Source organism: Mycetohabitans rhizoxinica HKI 454, assembly GCF_000198775.1.
GTDB classification, from domain to species: Bacteria; Pseudomonadota; Gammaproteobacteria; order Burkholderiales; family Burkholderiaceae; genus Mycetohabitans; species Mycetohabitans rhizoxinica.
In genome coordinates this window covers 1,205,511-1,226,896 of sequence record NC_014722.1, presented here as the reverse complement: position 1 = coordinate 1,226,896, position 21,386 = coordinate 1,205,511, and the positions used below count along the sequence as shown (strand labels likewise).

Sequence of the window (21,386 nt, the reverse complement as noted above, 5' to 3'; positions counted from 1 at the left end):
CACCGTCTGCAAGTCAAGATAACGCAAGGAGAAACCATGGCTGACTCTCGTACCTACGGGTTTGGGCGTACCGGCACCATCGTGTCGGCCGAAACGCGAAATAAGGTACTGCGCAACACGTACTGGCTGCTGGCACTGTCGATGGTTCCGACCGTGCTCGGCGCGTGGATCGGAGTCGCAACCGGCTTTTCGCTATTCGCCGCCACGTCGCCGATGATGAGCGTGCTGGCTTTCCTCGCGATCGCGTTCGGTTTCATGTTCGCGATCGAGCGGACCAAGCACAGCGCAGTCGGCGTGTTCGTGCTGCTCGGCTTCACGTTCTTCATGGGGCTGATGCTGTCGCGTCTGCTGAGCTTCATTCTCGGCTTCACGAACGGCCCGTCGCTGATCATGCTGGCCTTCGGTGGCACCGGTCTGATCTTCGCGGCAATGGCGACAGTCGCCACGGTCAGCAAGCGCGACTTTTCCGGCTTGGGCAAGTGGTTGTTCGTCGGCGTGCTCGTGCTGCTGCTGGCCTCGGTCGCGAATGTGTTCCTGCACCTGCCGGCATTGATGCTGACGGTGTCGGTTCTGGCGATCGTCATCTTCTCGGCCTACATGCTGTTCGACGTGCAGCGCGTGGTCAACGGTGGCGAAACGAACTATATCAGCGCGACGCTGATGATCTACCTGGATCTGTACAACGTGTTCACGCATCTGCTGGCGCTGCTCGGTATTTTTGGCGGCAACCGCAACTAGTTGTCGCGGCCCCAACGCTGCGACGACGCACGAAGCGTGGGGCTTGGGGCGCGTCCAAGCTAGCTAGCGCGCGGCAAGCCTGCGCGCTTCTTTTTTTAACCGGCGCACCCCAGCGCTGCCCTATCACACGCTGCCCGCACAGCGCGCCCCTACCGTCAGCCGCCATCCTGCCACCACGCCGCCAACCTTTTCGCCCGTCAGCCGCTGCAGGTCACGCACGCTCGAAACAGGCGACCGACTCGACGTGCGACGTGTGCGGAAACATGTTCACGACGCCCGCGCCAACCAGCCGATAGCCAGCTTCGTGCACCAGCAGCCCGGCATCGCGCGCCAGCGTGGCAGGATTGCACGACACATAGACGATCCGTCCGGGCAAGCACGCCGCGTCACCGGTCTGCGCCAGCTCGCCCAGTGCCTTTGCCACGGCCAGCGCACCTTCGCGCGGCGGATCAATGAGGAACTTGTCAAACCGGCCGAGCGCGCGCAAATCGGCGGCGCCCACCTCGAACAGATTGCGCATGGCAAACGATGTGCGGGCCTCGAGACCATTGACACGGGCATTGGCTTGCGCGCGCTGCGTCAGCGCGTCACTGCCTTCGATGCCGACCACCTCGCGCGCGCGCCGTGCCAGCGGCAACGTGAAATTGCCCAGCCCACAGAACAAATCCAGCACGCGATCGGTTCGCGCGGGCGCAAGCAGCCGCACCGCCCTGCCGACCAGCACCCGGTTAATCTGGTGATTGACCTGCGTGAAGTCGGTCGGCTTGAACGGCATCCGGATATCGAACTCCGGCAGCGTGTAGGCCAGTTCAACATCGACCGGATAGAATGGCGTGACGCTGTCGGGCCCCTTGGGCTGCAGCCAGAATTGCACGCCGTGCTGGTCAGCAAACGCGCGCAACAGTGCCTCGTCCTGCTCGGTCAGCGGCTCAAGCACCCGCAGTACCAGCGCGGTGAGTGCGTCGCCGATCGCCAACTCGATTTGCGGCATCCGGTCTCGGATCGATAGCGACTCGACCAGCCGGCGCAACGGCACAAGTAGCGCCGATACGTGCGGCGGCAGCACTTCGCACCGCGTCATGTCAGCCACGTAGCTGCTTTTCTTTTCATGGAACCCGACCAGCACGCCGCCCTTTTTCACGACGTTGCGCACGGTCAGCCGGGCACGATAGCGGTAACCCCATGACGGTCCGCCTATCGGCCGATAGATCTGTTCCGCGCGCAGCTTGGCCAAGTGCGATAGATTGTCTTCCAGCACTCGCTGCTTGACCGCGATCTGCGCACGCGTGTCCAAATGCTGCATCGAGCATCCGCCGCAGGTGCCGAAGAACGGGCATTGCGGCGTGGTGCGCATACCGCTGGCGCGCAATATCTCAACGATTTGCGCCTGCTCGTAGCTTGGCTTCTTACGAAAACTCGAGTACGACACAGCTTCGCCCGGCAACGCACCCTCGACAAAGATGACCTTGCCGGGTACGCCCTGCTCGTCGATCTGCCGCCCCACGCCGCGCGCTTCCATATCGAGCGACTCGATGTCGATCACAGGCGCGACACGCGGCGCAGTCGCCGCACTCGACGGCGTGGCGCGGGCATGTCTTGAGTTAATCGACACCACATCGCTCGACGCGGCGCCGGCCGGCGTGGCGGCTTTCGGCTGTACGGTGTGAACCACCTTGAAACTTCCTGGTTTGTGACGAAAGGCAAAATTGTAGACTAGCGATGCTGAGCCCCACATCTTTACCTATCCTAGCAAAGACCCTCGATGCTGATCATGGACTGGAGTATCCGATGGGGTACGGTATTGACGCTCATGCTCGAGCGCAATTGAAGCGCGGCCACAGCACGCCTCGCGCGGCACGGCAGCGCCGTCAGCCGGCAAAGCCCGCCAGATAGTCCTGCCAATGAGGCGCGCTTTCGCGGGCCAATGCGTCGCGCACCAACGTGACTTCGTCCTCGTAGTCCGCCGCGCTCAACACGCCGCGCATCAGCTGGAAGCGGCAATACAACAGATACGTGTTCACGACGTCCGTCTCGCAGTAGTGGCGGATCTCGGCGATGCGGCCCTGCTGGAACGCGTCCCATACTTGTGAGCCGTCCATGCCCATCTTGCCCGGAAACCCGCACAGCTTGGCCAACGCGTCCAGCGGTGCGTTCGCGCGGGCGTTGTACATCGCCAACACGTCCATTAGATCAGTATGACGGGCATGATACCGGCTGATGTAGTTATTCCATTTGAAATCCCGATCGCAGTCACCAAGGTCCCAATATTTCGGTGCGACGACACCATTGACCAGCGCACGATAGTGCAGAACCGGCAAATCAAAGCCGCACCCGTTCCATGACACCAATTGCGGCGTGTACTTCTCGATCACTCGATAAAACGACTGGATTAGCGCGGCCTCTGGATCCTGCGGCGTGCCCAGCGAACGTACGCGGAACCCGTTCCGGTCACGAAATACGCACGAGATCGCAGCCACCCGCTGCAAATGCAGTGGCAAAAAATCAGAGCCTGTTTTCTCGCGGCGCGCGGCAAACGCGCACTCAGCGACGTCAGCATCGGACATCGTCGCGGGCCATGACTCCAGCTTACGAATGCCGGCCACGTCGGGAATAGTCTCGATATCGAAGACGAGTACCGGGATCACAGCACGGCGTCCTTAGGTACGCCGTTGGAAGCGAAATAGCGCTTCAGGCGCGCCAATGCCTCTTGCTGAATCTGCCGCACACGCTCACGCGTGAGCCCCATCTCATCAGCCAGCTCCTCGAGCGTGGCCGGCTCAATATTGTTCAACCCGAAGCGCCGCTCGATCACGTGGCGATGCTTATCAGGCAGGCGCGAGAGCCATACCCGCGTGAGCGTCTCCAGTTCGCGGTGCTGCGCCTCGGCGTCCGGCGACTGGCTTTGCTCGTCCGACAGCAGATCTAGCAGGCTGCTGGCCGGGTCCAACTCCAGCGGCGCGTCCAGCGACGCAGTATGCTCATTCAGCGCGAGAATGTCCGCCACCTCCTCGGGTGTCTTGCCAATCAGATAGGCGATATCGTCAACGCTCGCGTCACGGTGCTCGTCGGCGCCACTCGCCGGTGCACTGGCGTTCCGCTCCAAATGGCGCTTGGCGCGCAGCACCTGGTTCAACTCGCGGATCACGTGGACCGGCAGGCGCACGGTGCGCGCCTGGTTCATGATCGCGCGCTCGATGCTCTGGCGAATCCACCACGTTGCATAGGTCGAAAAGCGAAAACCACGCGTCGGGTCGAATTTCTCAATCGCGTGCATCAACCCCAGATTACCTTCCTCGATTAGATCCAACAACGGCACGCCGCGATTCAGGTAGCCCTTCGCAATGCTGACGACCAGCCGCAGATTGCGCTCGATCATCATCTGCCGAGCGTCGAACTCCCCCGCCTTGGCCAGCCGCGAATAGCGCTGCTCCTCCTCGACTGTCAGCAACGGTTTCACGCTGATGCGGTTTAGGTAGTGCTGGATCGTATCGGCGGTCAGCTCAGCCTTCAGCAGCGCGCGGAAATCGTCCGGATCGGGCTCCGCGACCGCCGCCTCTTCCGCAGCACCTTGCTCCGACACGGGCTCATCGTCCAGTCCGTATTCGGCAGACGGCTCGTCGGCGGGTCGCACGAAGCGCTCGCCGTCGCCCAACTCACCGGAGGTATCGCCAACGGGATCCGACATGTCGGTCGAAGGACGGCGCTTCGCTTTGGCCATGGTAGTTTGCTCTATTGCGGCGGAAGATACTTCATGGGATCGACAGGCTTGCCCTGCTTGCGGACCTCGAAATGCAGCATCACCTTGTCCGCATCGCTACCGCCCATCTCGGCAATCGTCTGGCCCTGGGTCACTGGGTCGCCTTCCTTGACCAGCAAGGTACGGTTGTGTGCGTACGCGGTCAGGTACGTCGCATTATGCTTGATAATAATGAGATTGCCGTATCCGCGCAGCCCATTTCCCGCATAAACGACGCGCCCATCGGCCGCCGCCTTCACCGGCGCACCCAGTGCGCCGCCGATGTTCACGCCTTTGTTCTTCGCTTCGTCGAACGAATTGAGCACCGGGCCACGCACCGGCCACGCGAAATTGAGGCTGCCGGCCGCCGCTTCCGGCTGTGGCGGGATCGAGGCGATCGCCGGCGCCGAGCCGTAAGGCGGCGCGGCCGTCGACGGAGTCGTCGCGGCACCGGGCTCAGCCGGGCCGCCGAGCGGGCGCGACTGCACCGCCGCGCCACCAAGTGGCGCAGCCGCGACACCAGGCGGCGAAGCGGCGACGTTGGCCCCCGGCGGCACGACCCGCAGCAACTGGTCAACTTCGATCTGGTTTGGGTTCGTCAGGTTGTTCCACGCCGCGATGTCGCGGTAGTTCTGCCCATTCTCAAGCGCGATCCGGTACAGCGTGTCACCTAGCTGCACACGGTAGTATCCGGGCGGCGGGGGGCCCAATGGCACGCCCAACGCCGCCGTGCCGGTGGTAGAAAGCGGCGCGCCGCTGCGGTCGATGACGGGAGCGGGCTCCAGCCGGGTCGAACACGCCGTCAGCATTGCTAGCGCGGCGGCCACACAAACCGTTCGCTGGATCGTCACCAGACTCGCATTCACGCTCTCACTCCGCAACATGCTGTTCAACGTCAAATCACTCCCGATTTTAAGGGGACAAAGAAAACACGATCAAGCTGTGACTCCCGCCACTGCGCGCTGGACACGCGCTCGACCAGCGTGAGCACCTGTTCGTTGCCACTGCGTGAGCCCACCGGCGCCACCAGGCGGCCGCCGATGGCCAATTGCTCGAGTAGCGCGGCCGGCACATCGAAGCCTGCGGCAGCAATCACGATGGCATCGAACGGCGCGGCGCTTGGCAAGCCGAGCCGCCCATCGCCGTAATGCAGCCGGATGTTCGGCACGCGCAACGGACGCAGGTTCGTTTTCGCCCGTTCGTACAATGGCTTTACCCGTTCGACCGAATACACGTCGCGCGCCAGGTGGCTCAGTACTGCCGCTTGATATCCGCAGCCCGTGCCGATCTCCAATACTTTCTCCAGTGCGTGCCCGGCTGCCACCAATTCCAGCATGCGCGCGACCACTGACGGCTTGGAGATCGTTTGCTGATGCCCGATGGGCAGCGCGGCATCCTCATAGGCCTGCGCGGCAAGCCCAGGATCGACGAACTGGTGCCGGGGTATCGCCGCGAGCGCGGCAAGCACGCGTGCGTCGGCGACGCCGCTCGCGCGCACGCGTTCGACCATCCGTTGCCGAACGCGTTCCGAGGTCAGCGCCAGTTGCGTCGACAAGGGCACGGCCGCGGGCGAAGCCGGCACCATTCTGTCAAAAAACGGCCGCATCTGCTCGACGCCTTCGCGCGGGCGCGTGCCGCCCAGCGTGGGCTTGGTCGCGGTGCTGGCGGACGCGGATCCGGCCACGCCGGGCAGGACTGGCGCACCGCGCGGCTCGCGCATCACGTCGGACAGCCCGAGCGGGAACCGCTTGGCGCGCCCGGCGCTCATGCAGGCTGCTCCGGCCGCCAACCACGCGTCCATTCGTGTAGCGCCGGAAGCAATCGCGTATCGGTCAAATCCAATTGCAGCGGCGTCAGCGAGACGTCGCCGGCCGCCACCGCGTGAAAGTCCGTGCCTTCACTCGCATCGAGCGCAGCGCCAGCCGCCCCGATCCAGTAGACCGGCTCACCATGCGGATTGCTCGCGCGGATCACCGGCTGTGACGGATGCCGCTTACCCAGACGCGTGACGCGCCAAGTTCCCATTTCGGCGTACGGCCGGTTCGGGATATTCACATTCAGCAGCGTATGCGCGGGCAATGGCGTGCGCAAACAATGCTGCACAACCTCCGCGGCCACGCGCGCGGCCGCATCCAGATGCGCCCAATCTCTGTCGACCAGCGAGAACGCTATCGACGGCACGCCGAACAGGAATCCCTCGGTGGCTGCCGCGACGGTACCCGAATAGAGCGTGTCCTCGCCCATGTTCTGCCCATTGTTGATGCCGGACACCACCAGGTCTGGCTTGCCGTCGAGCAGCCCGGTCAGCGCCACGTGTACGCAGTCAGTCGGTGTACCGTTCACGTAGCGAAAGCCGTTCGCGGCGGTGAAAACGGACAGTGGCCGCCACAGCGTCAGCGAGTTTGATGCGCCACTGCAGTTGTGCTCTGGCGCCACCACGACCACCTCGCCCAATGGCGCAAGTGCGTGGTGAAGCGCCGCGAGCCCGGGCGCCAGGTAACCGTCGTCGTTGCTGAGCAGGATCTTCATCAAGCGATTGTAACCGAGGATGTTTTGCTAACGGATGGCAATCGGGCGCACGACTCGATCATGCGACGCACAGCAGCAGTGATCCCGGCCGCCGGGCCGCACCGAATCAAAAGGCACGAGCGTTCGCGATAGTCTACACTGGCACCCGGCCACACAAGAAAGCCACCATGCGCGCGATTCGTTGCCACCAATACGGCCCGCCCAACACGCTGGTGGTCGAGACAGTGCCCGTCCCGAAGCCGACCCCGACCCAGTCGTGATCGAGGTGAAGGCTGCTGCGGTCACCTTCCCGGACGTGCTGGTCATTCAGAACCAGTAGCAGTTTAGGCCCGAGTTGCCGAGTCGGCGGCAGCTATGCCGAACCGGCGCTTCGCAGCATGGCATGGCGCGGCCGCTACCGGGTCGTGGGTTTCGCCAACGGCGAGATCCCGGGCTGCCGCTAAACCTCGCGCTGCTTAAGCAGGCTGGCATTCTTGGCGTGTTCTGGGGCGAATTTGTGCGGCGCGAGCCGCAGCGCAACGCCGCGGCGGTCGCACACCTGCTCGATGGGTTGCGCGGCGACAAGTTGCGCCCGCATATCTCAGCGCGCTATGCACTCGAGGATACGCCGCGCGCGTTGCAAGAGATGGCCGCGCGGCGTGTGACCGGTAAGGTGCTGATCACGCCCTGAACGACAGTTTCTCGGCTTCGTCGGATTTCGGTTGCTACTTCAGCCGCCGCTTTTCGGCCAGCGCGACGATCCCATCAAGTACCAGTGCGAACAGCGTCAGCACCAGGATCCCAGCGAACACGGTATGCAAGGACCTTGATGCCCGACCGTGGCGCCAAGGATGTCCCCATGCGCCTTTGTCAACTCGTTCGACTGGATCAACGGCACGCGTTCAGACCGAGCGCCGGTCCAGTACCGCGCGGGCGATTGTGCCGGCGTCGACATATTCGAGTTCACCGCCGACAGGCACGCCGCGGGCCAGCCGCGTCACCGTCAGGCCGCGCGCCTTAAGCATCTGGCCTAGGTAATGGGCAGTCGCCTCGCCTTCATTCGTGAAATTGGTGGCCAGCACAACTTCACTGACCACGCCGTCGGTCGCCCGGCGCATCAGCCGTTCGAAATGGATCTCGCGCGGCCCGATACCGTCAAGCGGGCTCAAGCGCCCCATCAGCACAAAATACAGTCCGCAATACGCGAGCGTCTGCTCGAGCATGACTTGGTCGGCGGGTGTCTCGACCACGCACAACAGCGTCGGATCGCGCTGCTCGTCACTGCATAGCTCGCATACGTCGCGCTCGGTGAACGTGTTACACCGCTCGCAATGCTTGAGCGCCTGCGTCGCGTGCAGCAGCGACCGCCCGAGCCGCTGTGCCCCATCCCGGTCATGCTGCATCAGGTGATAGGCAATGCGCTGCGCGGACTTCGGTCCGACACCGGGCAACGTGCGCAGCGCTTCGATCAGCGCGGCCAGCGCGGACGGTGGCTTCACGTTCATGAGCGTCGCGCGCCAACGCGCGCCGGGAGTCGAAACACGACACGCTCCTTCATCGACGGCACCCGCAAAATCAGAATGGCAGCTTAAAGCCCGGCGGCAGCGGCAGACCCGCGGTCATGCCGGACATTCTCTCCTGCGCTGTCGCCTCCGCCTTGCGCACTGCATCATTGAACGCGGCGGCGACCAGGTCCTCAAGCATGTCCTTGTCATCGGCCAACAGGCTCGGATCGATCGTGACGCGACGCACTTCGTTTTTGCAGGTCATCGTCACCTTCACGAGACCAGCGCCGGACTGGCCCTCGATCTCGATCTGCGCGAGCTGCTCCTGCATCTTCTTCATGTTTTCCTGCATTTGCTGCGCCTGCTTCATCAAGCCGGCGAGTTGGCCCTTCATCATCATGAAACTCCTTCGAATAGCGGGGAAATGCTGCTCGCGCCGGTCATGCGGCTGATGCGCGGTGGTCGGCGCCAAGCGGGCGAATCGAACCCGGCACGATCGTCGCGCCGAACTCGCGGATCAGCGTTTGCACGAACGGGTCTGCGTTGATCTCGCGCTCGGCTTGCTGCTGTTGCTGCGCGCGCCGCGTGGCCTCTACGGCCGCGGCTGTGCGGCGTGCGGGGCCAACCGATACGGCTACGCGGACCGGCTTGCCTAGGGCCGCGTCGAGCGCGGCCTTCAGTTTGCCAGCGTGCGCCGCGTCCGCATACTGCGGCACCGGCACGCGCAATGTCAGCTCGTCACCGTCGCACGCCACAAGCTCGCTGTGAAACGCAAGCTGGTATGCGATGCCGCTGAGCGACAGCGATGCGGCCAATGTCGGCCAGTCGCCGTCGTAGCCAAGCGGCGCAAGAGGCACAGCCGGCGGCAACGGTGTGTCATCGACTGACGCCGGCGGCTGCACAGCAGCCGGCACGGGCGCCGGGTCATCCGCCAGCGCGGCGAAATTGGGCTCGCCAACATCAAACGCGCCGTCATACGCGGACAGCGGCACGAACTCGTCGTCAGGCGGCATGTCGTCCCAGGGCGCCACCGCCGGCGTCGATGCACGAGCAGCGCCCTGTGCGTCGCCGGCGCCGGGCGCCGCGCCACCTGGCGCGGCAGCGCCCCGCTGCTGGGCGTCGCGGCGCGGCGCCGGGCGCCGGGCGCCGGCGGCAGCGCTGGCCGCCAGCCGTTCGGCAAGCTGTGCTGCCGCAGACGCCGCTTTCGCGCGAGGCAGCGCGGCGGCGCTGTCGCCGCCCGCGCCCGGCGCCGTCGTCGCCTCGGATCGGATGGCACCCGACGCAGCCGCCGGCGCACGACCGCGCTCGCTTGAAGCGCGCGCTCCCTTGCCCCGCAGCATGCCAAGCGCCGCGCTGGCCGGACTGCCAGCGCGCGAGGGATTCGGGGGCGATGGAACCGATTGTGGGGGTGGGGGGGCAGCAACGTCCTCCTGCAACGCGTGAGGGCTCGAACCGGCCTCAACCCCGTCCGTCAAATCATTCTCTGTGTGAGGCACTCCGGTCTCGTCCGGCTGCGCCTGGGCTGCGCCCATGCCAGTCGCAGCAGTCCTGACGGGGCTCGTCTGCGTCGCGTTTGCGCACGCCCCCTCCGTGCGGGCCCCTTCCGCCTGCAGCGCCTCATTCGCGTCAGCCCCGCCGCGTGCCTTTGCCGGCACGCCAGGCGAGCGTGCAGTCGTTTGCGCCGCCCCGGCGGCATAAGTGGACATGGCGAGAGCCTGCGTCGCTGCGCGGGCGTGCAAGCGCGGTACAGGCTCGCGTTGCGTGGCACCGGCGGCGTGCGCGTCACCGCCTGTCGGACCGCCGCCGGCCCCCGGTGCGCCCATCGACGGCGTGCTGGGGGCCGGCGGCATATCCGCCGGCGCAGGCTCGCGCATCACGTCGACAGTCCCGAACGCAAGCATGCGCAATAACGCCATCGTGAAACCGGCATACTCGTCTGGGGCCAACCCCAGTTCAGCGCGACCAATCGTCGCGATCTGATAATAGAGCTGCACGGCTTCGGGCGTCAGCTGCCCCGCAAAACGTCGAATGTCCGCGGCTTCCGGCCACTCGTCCAGCACCGAATCAGGCACCGCCTGCGCCCACGCGATACGGTGCAGCAAGCTGGACAGATCCTGCAACGCGGTCGAGAACGATAGGCTGCGCGCTGCCATCTCGTCAGCCACCGAGCGCACCGCGGCGCCGTCGCGCATGGCGAGCGCATCCAGCAAGCGCACCAGGTAGCTTTGGTCCAGTGCGCCGAGCATGCCCCGCACGGCCTGTTCGGTTACCGCACCTGCCGCGTACGCGATCGCCTGATCGGTCAACGACAGCGCATCGCGCATGCTACCGTCCGCGGCACGCGACAACAGGCGCAGCGCTTGCGTCTCGAAACCGATACCCTCGTCAGCCAGGATACGTTCCAGGTGCGACACGATATGGCCTGCCGGCATCTGTTTGAGGTTGAACTGCAAACAGCGCGATAACACGGTGACAGGAATCTTCTGCGGGTCCGTCGTCGCGAGAATGAACTTCACATGCGCCGGTGGCTCCTCGAGCGTCTTGAGCATCGAGTTGAACGCGTGATGGGTCAGCATGTGCACTTCGTCGATCATGTAGACCTTGAAGCGCGCATCGACCGGCGCGTAGACGGCGCGCTCGAGCAGCGCCGCCATCTCGTCGACGCCCCGGTTGCTGGCTGCGTCCATTTCAACGTAGTCGACGAAACGACCTTCGTCGATTTCACGACACGCCTTGCATACGCCGCATGGCGTGGCGGTAATGCCAGCTTCGCAGTTGAGCGCCTTGGCCAAGATCCGCGACAGCGTGGTCTTGCCAACGCCGCGCGTGCCGGTGAACAAATAAGCGTGATGCAGCCGCTGCGCTTGCAGCGCATGGGTGAGCGCGCGCACCACGTGCTCCTGGCCGACGAGCGACGCGAAATCCCTGGGCCGCCACTTGCGTGCGAGAACTTGATAGGTCATCGCGAAATTGTATCAGCAACGCTCACGCGCACCACGCGCGAAGTCGGCTGCACGCCGTCGGATGCAGGCGTACCAGTGGGCAAACGAAAAAGGGACACCAGTGAGAGATGCCAGTGGGCGAACGGATCATGCACGGGCATTGGTGCAAGACGCGTATGCACGTTGCGTTGACACCGGGGGACAACGAAGACAATGGGAGCGGAATAGCCCGATCGGGTGACCAGAAAGAGGAAGGTGACGAGCCCAACCCTCGGCACTGGCAGAAAACGGCTGTGGCTGCTTCGTTCCCGACCTGACCAGGTTGACCGCGCCGCCATGCGAGGAGGCCCGTCACGGCGTATTCTAACACTGGATTGCATCGTGACGCCACCGCACACGATGGGAAACGAATTACGTTAAGATGACGGCTGAACGACCTGCGAATGGGCGGGATGGTCCCGCCGTTGCGCTTCGCGAGGGCCGCCGCGCGGCAGCAGCATGCCGCCGGGCGGGTTTTTGGAGATCGGGCATATCGGGGGGCCATCATGAGGCCGCACCTCGGGTGCCTTTAGAGGTAACGCGATAATGAGCGAACAAATCAAGCACATCACCGATGCTTCTTTCGAACAGGACGTCCTTAAGGCGGACAAGCCCGTCCTTCTAGACTTCTGGGCGGAATGGTGCGGCCCGTGCAAGATGATCGCGCCGCTACTGGACGAGGTGGCACGCGACTACGGCGACCGCCTGCAGGTCGCAAAAATCGATGTCGATCAGAATCCGTCGACGCCGGCCAAGTTTAGCGTGCGGGGCATTCCGACGTTGATCCTATTCAAGAACGGCGTGGTGGCCCAGACGAAGGTGGGTGCATTGTCGAAGGCCCAAATCACGGCGCTGATCGACAGCCATATCTGAGCCCCGCGGCGCCGCCCGCACCGTGACGGCGCTTGTTGCAAGGACGCAACGAGCGCCGCATTGTGACTATGCTTGAATTCGCATGGCTATGCTATGCTAAGATTAGAAAAGTCAAATACGTTTTAAATCGTATAACGTCCTAACCGGGCTCGTCGCCCGACGACCCTCCTCCCCTTTCTGTCGCTTCTCCTCTTTCCCTGGCGGGATTCCTGTATGCATTTATCCGAGCTCAAGTCGCAACACGTATCTGCTTTGATCGAAATGGCCAATGGCCTGGAGATCGAAAACGCGAACCGCCTGCGCAAACAGGAGTTGATGTTCGCAATTCTGAAAAAGCGCGCCAAGACTGGCGAAACAATCTTCGGCGACGGCACCCTCGAAGTGCTGCCAGACGGTTTTGGCTTTTTACGCTCGCCAGAAACGTCGTATCTGGCAAGCACCGACGACATCTACATCAGTCCGTCGCAAATCCGCCGTTTCAACCTGCACACCGGCGACACGATCGAAGGCGAAGTCCGGACGCCGAAGGACGGCGAGCGGTATTTCGCGCTGGTCAAGGTCGACAAAGTCAACGGGCAGCCGCCCGAGGCCTCGAAACACAAGATCATGTTCGAGAACCTCACGCCGCTGCACCCGAACAAGCCGCTGTCACTGGAGCGCGACGTGCGCGGCGAGGAAAACATCACCAGCCGCATCATCGACATGATTGCACCGATCGGCAAAGGCCAGCGCGGACTGCTGGTCGCGTCGCCGAAGTCGGGCAAGACCGTGATGCTGCAGCACATCGCGCATGCGATTAAGTCAAATCATCCGGACGTCACATTGTTCGTGCTGCTGATCGACGAGCGCCCAGAAGAAGTGACTGAAATGCAGCGCTCGGTAGCCGGCGAAGTGATTGCGTCCACGTTCGACGAACCAGCGTCGCGTCACGTGCAGGTCGCCGAAATGGTGATCGAGAAGGCCAAGCGGCTGGTCGAGATGAAGCACGATGTGGTCATCCTACTGGACTCGATCACGCGGCTTGCACGCGCCTACAACACCGTCGTGCCGGCCTCGGGCAAGGTCTTGACCGGCGGCGTTGACGCCAACGCGCTGCAACGCCCGAAGCGCTTCTTCGGTGCGGCGCGCAACGTGGAGGAAGGCGGTTCGCTGACGATCATCGGCACTGCGCTGATCGAAACTGGCAGCCGCATGGACGACGTGATCTATGAGGAATTCAAGGGCACCGGCAACATGGAGGTGCATCTGGAACGGCGCCTTGCAGAAAAGCGGGTCTATCCGTCGATCAACCTGAACAAATCAGGCACCCGTCGCGAGGAATTGCTGATTAAGCCAGAAATTTTGCAGAAGATCTGGGTGCTGCGTAAGTTCATCCATGACATGGATGAAATCGAAGCCATGGAATTCCTGCTCGACAAGCTGAAGCAGACCAAGAGCAATTCGGAGTTCTTCGACATGATGCGCCGCGGCGGTTGAGCGCAGCCCGCACGTCGTCGATCCCCAAACCGCCGGCCTTGCCGGCGGTTTTTTATTGGGCCGGCGGCTTATGGGAGCACATTGCCTGCAGGCGGGCCGACCTCGAGCGGCCTGAACGCGAACATGAACGTGAACGTACAGGTTTATATATAATAAGCTTTTCCCCTCGTCGAATCGAACCGCGCGATGCGCCCTGCCGATCCCTCTTGCGCACTGGTGACCGTCAGCGAAGCCGCCACCCGGCTCGGCGTGACACCTCGCACGCTGAAGTACTACGAGGAGCTGGGACTGGCAACGCCTACCCGCAGCAAGGGACGTTACCGGCTGTACGAGCAGGCCGATCTCGATCGCTTCACGCGCATCTTGCGGATGCGCTCATTGGGCTTTTCGCTCACGGCGATTACCGAGTTGCTGAAGCAGCCGCTCGAGGCACCGACCGACGCAGGCCGCCCGCGCCTCTCGCCTGCCGCGCTCGCCGCATGGCGCGCCTCGCTAGCCACGCAATTAGACATCTTGAATCGACGTGTTGCTCAGGTGCGCAACGAACTGAAAACCGCACAAGCACTGCGGACGCAGTTACGGCACGACCTGGACTATGTTGACCAGCGACTTGCTGGCGCCCCGGTGGACGTTGCGCTACAGCGGCGCAAGGCGCGTGGCGGTGCCTATGGGCGGGACGGCACGAAGGCGGCATCGACACGCGGAACCGCCAGCCCAGTCAACACTGGCCACGAGCGCCAGGCCATACACGATACCGACGCGGCGCTGGCCCGTCAGCGTCCAGTACCCTGCTCCGTGCCGCACGGTCCGGGCCACGGCGGCAACCGATGAACGCCGCTCCGGCAACTGGCGCCGCACCCGCACCCCACCGCGGCAGCGTGGTGATGTCATGGGTGCTCGCGGCGGTCATCGGGCTAGACTATTTCGACAACGCCATTTTCTCGTTCTTTGCCACCTATATCGCCGGCGGCATCAACGCCTCCCCTGACGAACTGGTGTGGGCTTCGAGCGCCTATGCGCTAGGCGCCGTGTTGGGCATTCTGCAACAGCATTGGTGGGTCGAGCGCATTGGCTATCGCCGCTACATCGCTGGATGCATGGGCTTCTACGGCGCCGGCGCGCTGCTAGCGGCGCTCTGCGACAGCTCCGCACAACTGCTATTCGCGCGAGGCGTACAGGGCTACTTCGTGGGTCCGATGCTCGGCGCGTGCCGGATCCTGATTCAAATCAGCTTCACCGCGCAGCACCGAGCCAGCGCACTGCGGGTGTTTCTGACGCTCATCGTCTCCGGCAGTGCGCTCGCCCCAATCGCCGGTGCATGGCTAGTGTCGCATTTCGACTGGCGGGCACTATTCGCCTGCACCGCGCCCGCGGGCTTCGTGCTCGGCGTGCTTGCGCTGTTGTCGCTGCCCGATACTGGGAACGTCGATCCGGCGCACCGTACCGAGCCGCACTACTGGGCCTATCTGATATTCGCATTCGCGCAGGCCGCGTTGCAGATCGTCATGACGCAGCTGCGCTTCCAGCTATTCACCGGCTCGCCCGAGTTGATCGTATTGACTATATGCGGCATTGCCGGACTCGCCTGGTTTGTCCACCACCAATGGCATCACCCAACGCCGCTGGTGCGCCTGCACGCGCTGCGCGAGCCTACGTTTCAGGTCGGGCTAGTGCTCTATGTGTTCTACTACTATCTGTCGACGGGATTCAGCTACCTGCTGCCCCGGCTGATGGAGCGCGGGCTGGGTTTCACGATTGAGAGCACGGGATATTTTAACGGCGTCACATCGCTGATATCCGGCATGCTGCTCTTCGTCTACCTACATTATTCGAAGCGCGTGCCGCGCAAGAAATGGATCATCGTGCCCGGATTCGCGCTCGCGGCAGTGGCCGCGCTGTGGACGGCGCAGATGTCACCGCAGGTTGGCCGCGACGCACTCGCCGCTGCGCTGCTACTGCGCGGCCTGTTGCTGTTGTTCATCGTGCTGCCGGTCGCGAACCTGACCTTCCGCCTCTTCGAGACCGAGGAGTTCGCCCACGGCTACCGGTTGAAGAATCTGGTGCGGCAACTGGCCATCTCGTTCGCCACCGCGTCGATCATCATGCTCGAGCAGCATCGGCTCGCGCTGCACGAAACCCGCCTCGTCGAAGCCGTCAATCCGTACAATCCGATTTTTTCCGCGACATTGGATACGCTGAGTCGCGGCGTGCTCGCCACCGGCAATCCGTCCGGTGATTCGCACGGCGTCGCCTTCGCGCTGCTCGCGCGCAGTGTCGCGCAGCAGGCGAGTTTTCTGGCTTCACTAGATGGCTTTTATTTTCTTGCCGCGGTAGCAGTGGTTGGCGGGTTGTTTGCCGCATGGCAGCGTGCATTGAACTGAATCGCGCACGGCACAGGACACCATGTTCGGCAAACTCTCCAACTGGCTCGGACGGCGGCGCCGCGAGCGCGCGTTGCGCGATTTCGCGATTTCGGACGCGCTATGGGCACACACCTGCGCGCGGCTGCCCTTCCTAGGCTACTTGACCGACGGCGACCAGGCGCGGCTGCGCGAGCGGGTCAGCCTGTTTCTTGCACAAAAGACGTTCACGACCGCACACGAGCTTGAGTTGACCGACGAGATCTGCGTGGGCATTGCCGCGCAGGCCTGCCTGCCGGTGCTAAACCTGGGCTTGGAGCTGTACCGCGGATGGGTCGGCATCATCGTATACCCGGGCGAGTTCGTGGTCCGCAAGACCGTCGAAGACGAAGCCGGCGTGGTCCACGAGATCATGCAAGATGCTAGTGGCGAAGCGTGGGAAGGTGGCCCGGTGATCCTGTCCTGGGAAGACGTGCAGATGAGCGACGGCAACGATACGTACAACGTCGTGATTCACGAGTTCGCGCACAAGATCGACATGCTGAATGGCGATGCTGACGGCCATCCGCCGCTAATCCGCTGCTGGCATGCGGAGTTGGGACGCACTGAATGGGACGACGTCTTCGACAACGCGTACGATCAGTTCTGCGCGCGCGTGGACGCGGTTCCACCGCACCGCTGGGCGCGCCTGGAGCGCGATTCGCTGATCGACCCGTACGCAGCCGAACACCCGTCGGAATTCTTCGCGGTCTGCAGCGAGGCGCTGTTCGTGCGGCCACACGCCTTCGCCGAGCAGTATCCGCAGCTGTACCGGCTGCTCGCGCGCTATTATCGGCAGGACCTAGCAGGCACCGGAGTCCTGAAAAATTCGTCAACCAACTGATTTTCAGGCATAATTCTGCCTTTTCCACCTTCGGAAAGTGGCTCGCGCACCGGCAGCGGACTGTCGGCAGGGTGACGCGGCGGGCTGGCTACCGCTTGAAACCAAGGAACGTATCATGAAGCAAGGCATTCACCCCAATATCCGCGAGGTCGTGTTCCAGGACATGTCTAACGGCAAGACGTTCATCATCAGCTCAACGATCCAGACGCGTGAGTCGATCGAACTCGACGGCAAGACCTATCCGCTCGCAAAGGTTGAAGTGTCTTCCGAATCGCACCCTTTCTACACGGGCGAGCAGAACAAGTTCATGGATACGACCGGCCGCGTCGAGAAGTTCCGCCAAAAGTTCGGCAACCGTGCCAGCGCGAAAGTCGCGAAGTAAGCACGGCCGCGGAGCGGCCGCCCGCGCAGGCGGCCACCCCGGTACCTGGCAACGCCGCTTGCGGCGCGCCGCGCAGGCCGGGGCAGTTTCCATCAAGGGCAGCCGAGGCTGCCCTTTTCTGTCTAACGGCACCCGCAGCGCGACTACAATGCTGGATCGCCGATCACAAAAATAGGTCCAATCGCCACGCATGAGACCCGTTGTCCGACTCACGGCCTCGGCCACCAGCGCCCTGCCGCGCTGGGCCTTGCTGACGATTTGCGTCGTCTATGCAGCATTCGGCCTGTTCGACCGTGATCCTTGGAAGAACGAGGATGCCGCCGGCTTCGGCGTCATGTGGACGATGGCAAGCGGCACCTGGCGCGATTGGCTGCTGCCGAACCTGGTTGGCAAGCCCATCACGACGGATGGGCCACTTGCCTATTGGGTCGGCGCCTCCTTTATCCGATGGCTGGATCCGCTGGTCGATCCGAGCAACGCATCGCGCCTCTACACCGGTTTGTTTTTCTGCATGACATGCGCGTTCGTCTGGTATGGTGCGTACCTGCTTGGCCGGCGCCCGGAAGTGCAGCCGTTCAAATATGCGTTTGGCGGCGAGCCGTTGCCGCGGGACTACGGGCGCACGTTGGCCGATGGCGCGCTGCTGATCGTGCTGGGTTGCTTCGGGCTGGCCGAGCGCGGCCACGAGACGACGCCGCAAATCGCTGAAATGAGCGCAGTCGCCATGCTGCTGTACGGGCTAGTGCGCAGCCTGGACAAGCCCTTGCAAGGCGCGGCATGGACTGGCGTTGCACTAGGTGGCATCGCATTCGCGGGCAATCCGGTGCTGGCAACCGCATTGCTCGTGGCGATCGTTGCCACGCTCGGGCTGGTCCACGGCGTCCAGACCAAGCCGTTTGCCGTGATCGCGATACCGTTGGCCCTTGCGCTGGGGCTGGCGTGGCCACTGGCCGCGCTATGGGTGTTCCCAGCGCATGCACCGGATTTCTTACGCACGTGGTTCCACGGCAACTTCGATGAGTATTCTGGGCCGCCGTCCAAGGCGCTGTTCTACGCGATCAAGAACTTGCCACTGTTCACATGGCCCGCATGGCCACTTGCGATCTGGTCCTGGTACAGCTGGGGCGGACTGCGCCGCGCACCGCATGTGGCAATTCCGATGTTCGTGTTCTGGCCCCTGCTGGTGCTGGTCGTGCTGCAGAGCCATCAAACCAACCGGTTTTTCATGCTACTGATTCCGCCGCTCGCGGTGCTCGCCGCATTCGGCTTGCCTACCCTGAAGCGCGGCGCGATCAACGCGATCGACTGGTTCGCAGTGCTCAGCTTCACAATCCTTGGCTCTTTCGTATGGCTGGTCTGGCTCGCGAGCTTGACCGGCTTCCCGCATCCGCTAGCCCGCAACCTCGCGCGGCTGGTGCCCGGATTCCAGCCCGAATTCGCTCCCCTGTCGTTCCTGTGCGCGCTTGTCGTCACGCTCGGCTGGATCGCATTGGTACGCTGGCGCATCTCGCGGCAACCGAAGGTCATCTGGCGCAGTGTCGTGCTGACCAGCGGCGGCACGACACTGATGTGGGTGCTGCTGATGACGCTATGGTTGCCCGTGGTGAACTACAGCCGGACCTACCGCGACGTCGCCACGCAGATCGCCACGCATTTGCCACCTGACTATGCGTGTATCCGGCCGGTGCGTCTGGGCAATGCTCAATTGGCGACCTTCGCGTACTTCGGCAATATGCGCTTTGCATTTAGCGATGAGGATTGCGACGTACTGCTGCGACAGGACACGCACGATTTCAGCGCGCCGGGCACCCTGCCGCCATACGCATGGCACCTCGCGTGGGAAGGACGCCGGGCCGCGGATCGCGACGAGTTGTTCCGGTTGTATGTCAGGGTCGAGCGACTGAAGACGCCACCGCAACGTAGTGTGAGGCGCCGCACGATCCAATAGCTAGTCCCCCCATAGCCAGTCCTCAAGACCATAGGCTGTCAGGCGCCGCCGGCCGATAGCCACGCTGGCCCCTCAACCCACCGCCCAACCCTCGCTCGACATGCTGACCGACGCCCGCCAAATTATCTCCCTCGCCTGGCCCGTGCTGGTCGGGCAGTTGGCGATCATTGCGTTCGGCGTCATCGATACTGCCATGATCGGACGGTATTGCGCCACGGACCTGGCCGCCCTCGGACTCGGCTCGTCGATCTACATCTCGGTCTATATCGGTCTGACTGGCATCCTGGTCGCGCTGCAGCCCATCGCGGCACAATTATTCGGCGCGCACCGCCACGCGCAAATCGGCGAAGAAGTGCGGCAGTCGGCCTGGCTCGCCATCCTACTGGCGCTGCCCGGCTGTCTGCTGTTGTACTTCCCAACGCCGTTGCTGCGCATCGCCGACGCGCCACCGGAGCTTAATGAGCGCGCGCTCGCCTACCTGCGCATCCTATCGCTCGGACTGCCGGCTAGCCTGCTGTTCCGTCTCTTCAGCTCGCTGTCGAATGCGGTCGCGAACCCACGGCCGGTCATGCTGATCCAACTTGGCGGACTGATGTTAAAAGTACCGCTCAATGCGCTTCTGATCCACGGCGCGTTTGGCCTGCCGGCGCTGGGTGGTCCAGGCGCCGCCCTCGCCAGCTCGATCATCAATTGGCTATCGGCCCTCGTCGGCATCGTGCTCCTGCTGCGCGTCGATTTCTATCGCCAGTTTGCAGTGTTCGCGCAATGCTCGTGGCCTCACTGGCGGCAACAACGGGCGTTGCTCAAGCTTGGCGTCCCAATGGGCCTGTCCTACCTGATTGAAGTCACATCCTACACATTCATGGCGCTGTTCATCGCGCGTTTCGGCACCACGACGCTTGCCGGGCACCAGATCACCAGCAATGTCAGCGCAGTGCTGTATATGACGCCCTTGTCGATCGGCATCGCGACGTCCACGCTGGTCGCCCAACGGCTCGGTGCGCGCGAATTCACCGCCGCACGCACCCTATCCGCGCATGGGATCGGATTGGCCGCAGGTATCGCGCTGCTATACGCAACGATCATCCTCGCGATAAGGCCGTGGCTGATCGCCGCCTATACGCCCGACCCGAACGTCGTCGCCGCCGCCATGCCGCTGCTGGCGATCGTCGCTGCCTACCACCTGTGCGACGCGCTGCAGATCACCACTGCGTTCGCGCTGCGTGCGTACCGGGTCGCGGTGGTCCCGACGATCATCTACGCCATCGCGCTATGGGGCGTCGGCCTGGGCGGCGGATACCTCGCCGGCTTCGACCCACTACATTGGATGCCCGCGGCACTAACTGGCGCGCGCGGCTTTTGGTACGCCAATACGCTGAGCGTCGCGCTGGCGGCGACTGGACTACTGGTCTATTGGTCAAGCGTCAGCAAAAAGACACACGCATAGGCGTCGCTCGATTTAGAGGCTGGCTACCGCTGAATGCGGCGCACGTATGCGCGTAGTGATTCGCCGCATTCATACCTGAGACCGCCTGGCAATACGGAATAAAAAGCGGAATAAAAAAGCCCGCATAAGCGGGCTTTTTTTAACTTTGGCGGAGTGGACGGGACTCGAACCCGCGACCCCCGGCGTGACAGGCCGGTATTCTAACCAACTGAACTACCACTCCAATTCGACATCTCAGCATGCAATCGTTGGCCACACTTGCATGCTGCGCTCACCTTTCGGTGCACGCGATATCTGGCGTCCCCTAGGGGATTCGAACCCCTGTACTCACCGTGAAAGGGTGATGTCCTAGGCCTCTAGACGAAGGGGACATAATCTTTTCACATTCTGTCTCGCTGTTTTGTTTAACAGCTCAGAAAAGAACGACATTATAACGACGTTTTTWCCGTTWGWGAAGTCTTTTTTGATCCGTTTTTTCGTTTCAACGAAAACCTCACGAACTTCTGCAGATGTCACAACGTGCTCGACTTCGAACAACGCTGCTTTCGT

The 21,386-nt window shown here is 63.2% G+C and carries 17 protein-coding genes, 2 tRNA genes, 1 other RNA gene and 3 pseudogenes; 10 read left to right on the top strand and 13 right to left on the bottom strand.

Annotated elements, in window-relative coordinates:
• The first annotated feature begins 36 nt into the window (after positions 1 to 36).
• Entirely contained in the window at positions 37 to 738 is a 702-nt protein-coding gene (locus tag RBRH_RS05775; protein WP_013435095.1) for a Bax inhibitor-1/YccA family protein, read from the top strand.
• 211 nt (positions 739 to 949) lie between these two features.
• On the opposite strand, the gene rlmD is transcribed toward RBRH_RS05775, so the two are convergent.
• The 6 genes from rlmD to surE form a co-directional block, all read right to left on the bottom strand.
• The gene (gene rlmD / locus RBRH_RS05770) at positions 950 to 2,473 is read right to left on the bottom strand and encodes a 23S rRNA (uracil(1939)-C(5))-methyltransferase RlmD (protein WP_013435093.1); all 1,524 of its coding nucleotides are present in this window, start codon (positions 2,471 to 2,473) and stop codon (positions 950 to 952) included.
• A gap of 133 nt (positions 2,474 to 2,606) precedes the next feature.
• Entirely contained in the window at positions 2,607 to 3,383 is a 777-nt protein-coding gene (locus RBRH_RS05765; protein WP_013435092.1) for a 3'-5' exonuclease, read from the bottom strand.
• A complete protein-coding gene (rpoS, locus tag RBRH_RS05760) occupies positions 3,380 to 4,456 on the bottom strand; it encodes an RNA polymerase sigma factor RpoS (RefSeq protein WP_013435091.1) in 1,077 nt (358 codons plus the stop codon). The genes RBRH_RS05765 and rpoS overlap by 4 nt, the downstream gene beginning before the upstream one ends.
• An 11-nt stretch (positions 4,457 to 4,467) precedes the next feature.
• Positions 4,468 to 5,358 (bottom strand): peptidoglycan DD-metalloendopeptidase family protein, encoded by an 891-nt coding sequence (locus tag RBRH_RS05755; RefSeq protein ID WP_083813503.1) that lies wholly within the window; start codon positions 5,356 to 5,358, stop codon positions 4,468 to 4,470.
• A gap of 11 nt (positions 5,359 to 5,369) precedes the next feature.
• Positions 5,370 to 6,242, bottom strand: coding sequence for a protein-L-isoaspartate(D-aspartate) O-methyltransferase (locus RBRH_RS05750; RefSeq protein WP_041754217.1), 873 nt, complete (start codon positions 6,240 to 6,242; stop codon positions 5,370 to 5,372).
• A complete protein-coding gene (gene surE / locus RBRH_RS05745) occupies positions 6,239 to 7,003 on the bottom strand; it encodes a 5'/3'-nucleotidase SurE (protein ID WP_041753410.1) in 765 nt (254 codons plus the stop codon). Before surE ends, RBRH_RS05750 begins: the two co-directional genes overlap by 4 nt.
• 341 nt (positions 7,004 to 7,344) lie before the next feature.
• Between surE and RBRH_RS20135 the strand changes: the two are divergent.
• Positions 7,345 to 7,673 (top strand): annotated as a pseudogene (locus RBRH_RS20135) (zinc-binding dehydrogenase); the annotation flags it as partial.
• 34 nt (positions 7,674 to 7,707) lie between these two features.
• Here RBRH_RS20135 and RBRH_RS18750 read toward each other — a convergent pair.
• From RBRH_RS18750 to ffs, 5 genes and pseudogenes are all read right to left on the bottom strand, one after another.
• Positions 7,708 to 7,803 (bottom strand): annotated as a pseudogene (locus RBRH_RS18750) (ABC transporter permease); the annotation flags it as partial.
• A gap of 81 nt (positions 7,804 to 7,884) precedes the next feature.
• The gene (gene recR / locus RBRH_RS05735; RefSeq protein ID WP_013435084.1) at positions 7,885 to 8,487 is read right to left on the bottom strand and encodes a recombination mediator RecR; all 603 of its coding nucleotides are present in this window, start codon (positions 8,485 to 8,487) and stop codon (positions 7,885 to 7,887) included.
• Positions 8,488 to 8,557: 70 nt separating this feature from the next.
• On the bottom strand, positions 8,558 to 8,884 hold the full coding sequence (locus tag RBRH_RS05730; RefSeq protein ID WP_041754215.1) for a YbaB/EbfC family nucleoid-associated protein: 327 nt from the start codon (positions 8,882 to 8,884) through the stop codon (positions 8,558 to 8,560).
• 43 nt (positions 8,885 to 8,927) lie between these two features.
• Positions 8,928 to 11,450, bottom strand: coding sequence for a DNA polymerase III subunit gamma/tau (gene dnaX / locus RBRH_RS05725; protein WP_013435082.1), 2,523 nt, complete (start codon positions 11,448 to 11,450; stop codon positions 8,928 to 8,930).
• Positions 11,451 to 11,683: 233 nt separating this feature from the next.
• Positions 11,684 to 11,782: signal recognition particle sRNA small type (ffs, locus tag RBRH_RS16720), an RNA gene on the bottom strand.
• Between the two features lie 232 nt (positions 11,783 to 12,014).
• Between ffs and trxA the strand changes: the two genes are divergently transcribed.
• The 8 genes and pseudogenes from trxA (at position 12,015) to RBRH_RS05685 (ending at position 20,837) form a co-directional block, all read left to right on the top strand.
• Positions 12,015 to 12,341, top strand: a complete 327-nt coding sequence (gene trxA / locus RBRH_RS05720; RefSeq protein ID WP_013435081.1) for a thioredoxin TrxA — start codon at positions 12,015 to 12,017, stop codon at positions 12,339 to 12,341.
• A gap of 213 nt (positions 12,342 to 12,554) precedes the next feature.
• Positions 12,555 to 13,817 (top strand): transcription termination factor Rho, encoded by a 1,263-nt coding sequence (gene rho / locus RBRH_RS05715; RefSeq protein WP_013435079.1) that lies wholly within the window; start codon positions 12,555 to 12,557, stop codon positions 13,815 to 13,817.
• A 186-nt stretch (positions 13,818 to 14,003) separates the two neighbouring features.
• A pseudogene (locus tag RBRH_RS05710) lies at positions 14,004 to 14,483 on the top strand (MerR family transcriptional regulator); the annotation flags it as partial.
• A gap of 218 nt (positions 14,484 to 14,701) precedes the next feature.
• Positions 14,702 to 16,198 (top strand): MFS transporter, encoded by a 1,497-nt coding sequence (locus tag RBRH_RS05705; RefSeq protein ID WP_232509351.1) that lies wholly within the window; start codon positions 14,702 to 14,704, stop codon positions 16,196 to 16,198.
• Positions 16,199 to 16,220: 22 nt separating this feature from the next.
• Positions 16,221 to 17,060, top strand: a complete 840-nt coding sequence (locus tag RBRH_RS05700; protein WP_013435076.1) for a M90 family metallopeptidase — start codon at positions 16,221 to 16,223, stop codon at positions 17,058 to 17,060.
• A 115-nt stretch (positions 17,061 to 17,175) separates the two neighbouring features.
• Positions 17,176 to 17,442 (top strand): type B 50S ribosomal protein L31, encoded by a 267-nt coding sequence (locus tag RBRH_RS05695; protein ID WP_041754213.1) that lies wholly within the window; start codon positions 17,176 to 17,178, stop codon positions 17,440 to 17,442.
• Between the two features lie 190 nt (positions 17,443 to 17,632).
• Positions 17,633 to 19,390 carry an ArnT family glycosyltransferase gene (locus tag RBRH_RS05690; protein WP_013435074.1) on the top strand — a complete coding sequence of 586 codons (1,758 nt, stop codon included), beginning with the start codon at positions 17,633 to 17,635 and terminating at the stop codon, positions 19,388 to 19,390.
• 100 nt (positions 19,391 to 19,490) lie between these two features.
• A complete protein-coding gene (locus RBRH_RS05685; protein ID WP_013435073.1) occupies positions 19,491 to 20,837 on the top strand; it encodes an MATE family efflux transporter in 1,347 nt (448 codons plus the stop codon).
• Positions 20,838 to 20,983: 146 nt separating this feature from the next.
• Here RBRH_RS05685 and RBRH_RS05680 read toward each other — a convergent pair.
• Both RBRH_RS05680 and RBRH_RS05675 read right to left on the bottom strand, forming a co-directional pair.
• Positions 20,984 to 21,060 (bottom strand) — tRNA-Asp (locus RBRH_RS05680).
• Positions 21,061 to 21,132: 72 nt separating this feature from the next.
• Positions 21,133 to 21,208: transfer RNA gene (locus tag RBRH_RS05675), tRNA-Glu, on the bottom strand.
• Between the last annotated feature and the right edge of the window lie 178 nt (positions 21,209 to 21,386).

Excerpts from the sequence above, each read along its gene's own strand:
- surE (WP_041753410.1), bottom strand. The coding sequence starts at position 7,003 with ATGAAGATCCTGCTCAGCAACGACGACGGTTACCTGGCGCCCGGGCTC.
- RBRH_RS05755 (WP_083813503.1), bottom strand. The coding sequence starts at position 5,358 with ATGTTGCGGAGTGAGAGCGTGAATGCGAGTCTGGTGACGATCCAGCGA.
- dnaX (WP_013435082.1), bottom strand. The coding sequence starts at position 11,450 with ATGACCTATCAAGTTCTCGCACGCAAGTGGCGGCCCAGGGATTTCGCG.
- trxA (WP_013435081.1), top strand. The coding sequence starts at position 12,015 with ATGAGCGAACAAATCAAGCACATCACCGATGCTTCTTTCGAACAGGAC.
- rlmD (WP_013435093.1), bottom strand. The coding sequence starts at position 2,473 with ATGTGGGGCTCAGCATCGCTAGTCTACAATTTTGCCTTTCGTCACAAA.
- rpoS (WP_013435091.1), bottom strand. The coding sequence starts at position 4,456 with ATGGCCAAAGCGAAGCGCCGTCCTTCGACCGACATGTCGGATCCCGTT.
- RBRH_RS05775 (WP_013435095.1), top strand. The coding sequence starts at position 37 with ATGGCTGACTCTCGTACCTACGGGTTTGGGCGTACCGGCACCATCGTG.
- RBRH_RS05730 (WP_041754215.1), bottom strand. The coding sequence starts at position 8,884 with ATGATGAAGGGCCAACTCGCCGGCTTGATGAAGCAGGCGCAGCAAATG.
- RBRH_RS05690 (WP_013435074.1), top strand. The coding sequence starts at position 17,633 with ATGAGACCCGTTGTCCGACTCACGGCCTCGGCCACCAGCGCCCTGCCG.
- RBRH_RS05695 (WP_041754213.1), top strand. The coding sequence starts at position 17,176 with ATGAAGCAAGGCATTCACCCCAATATCCGCGAGGTCGTGTTCCAGGAC.
- RBRH_RS05700 (WP_013435076.1), top strand. The coding sequence starts at position 16,221 with ATGTTCGGCAAACTCTCCAACTGGCTCGGACGGCGGCGCCGCGAGCGC.
- rho (WP_013435079.1), top strand. The coding sequence starts at position 12,555 with ATGCATTTATCCGAGCTCAAGTCGCAACACGTATCTGCTTTGATCGAA.
- RBRH_RS05705 (WP_232509351.1), top strand. The coding sequence starts at position 14,702 with ATGTCATGGGTGCTCGCGGCGGTCATCGGGCTAGACTATTTCGACAAC.
- recR (WP_013435084.1), bottom strand. The coding sequence starts at position 8,487 with ATGAACGTGAAGCCACCGTCCGCGCTGGCCGCGCTGATCGAAGCGCTG.
- RBRH_RS05685 (WP_013435073.1), top strand. The coding sequence starts at position 19,491 with ATGCTGACCGACGCCCGCCAAATTATCTCCCTCGCCTGGCCCGTGCTG.
- RBRH_RS05750 (WP_041754217.1), bottom strand. The coding sequence starts at position 6,242 with ATGAGCGCCGGGCGCGCCAAGCGGTTCCCGCTCGGGCTGTCCGACGTG.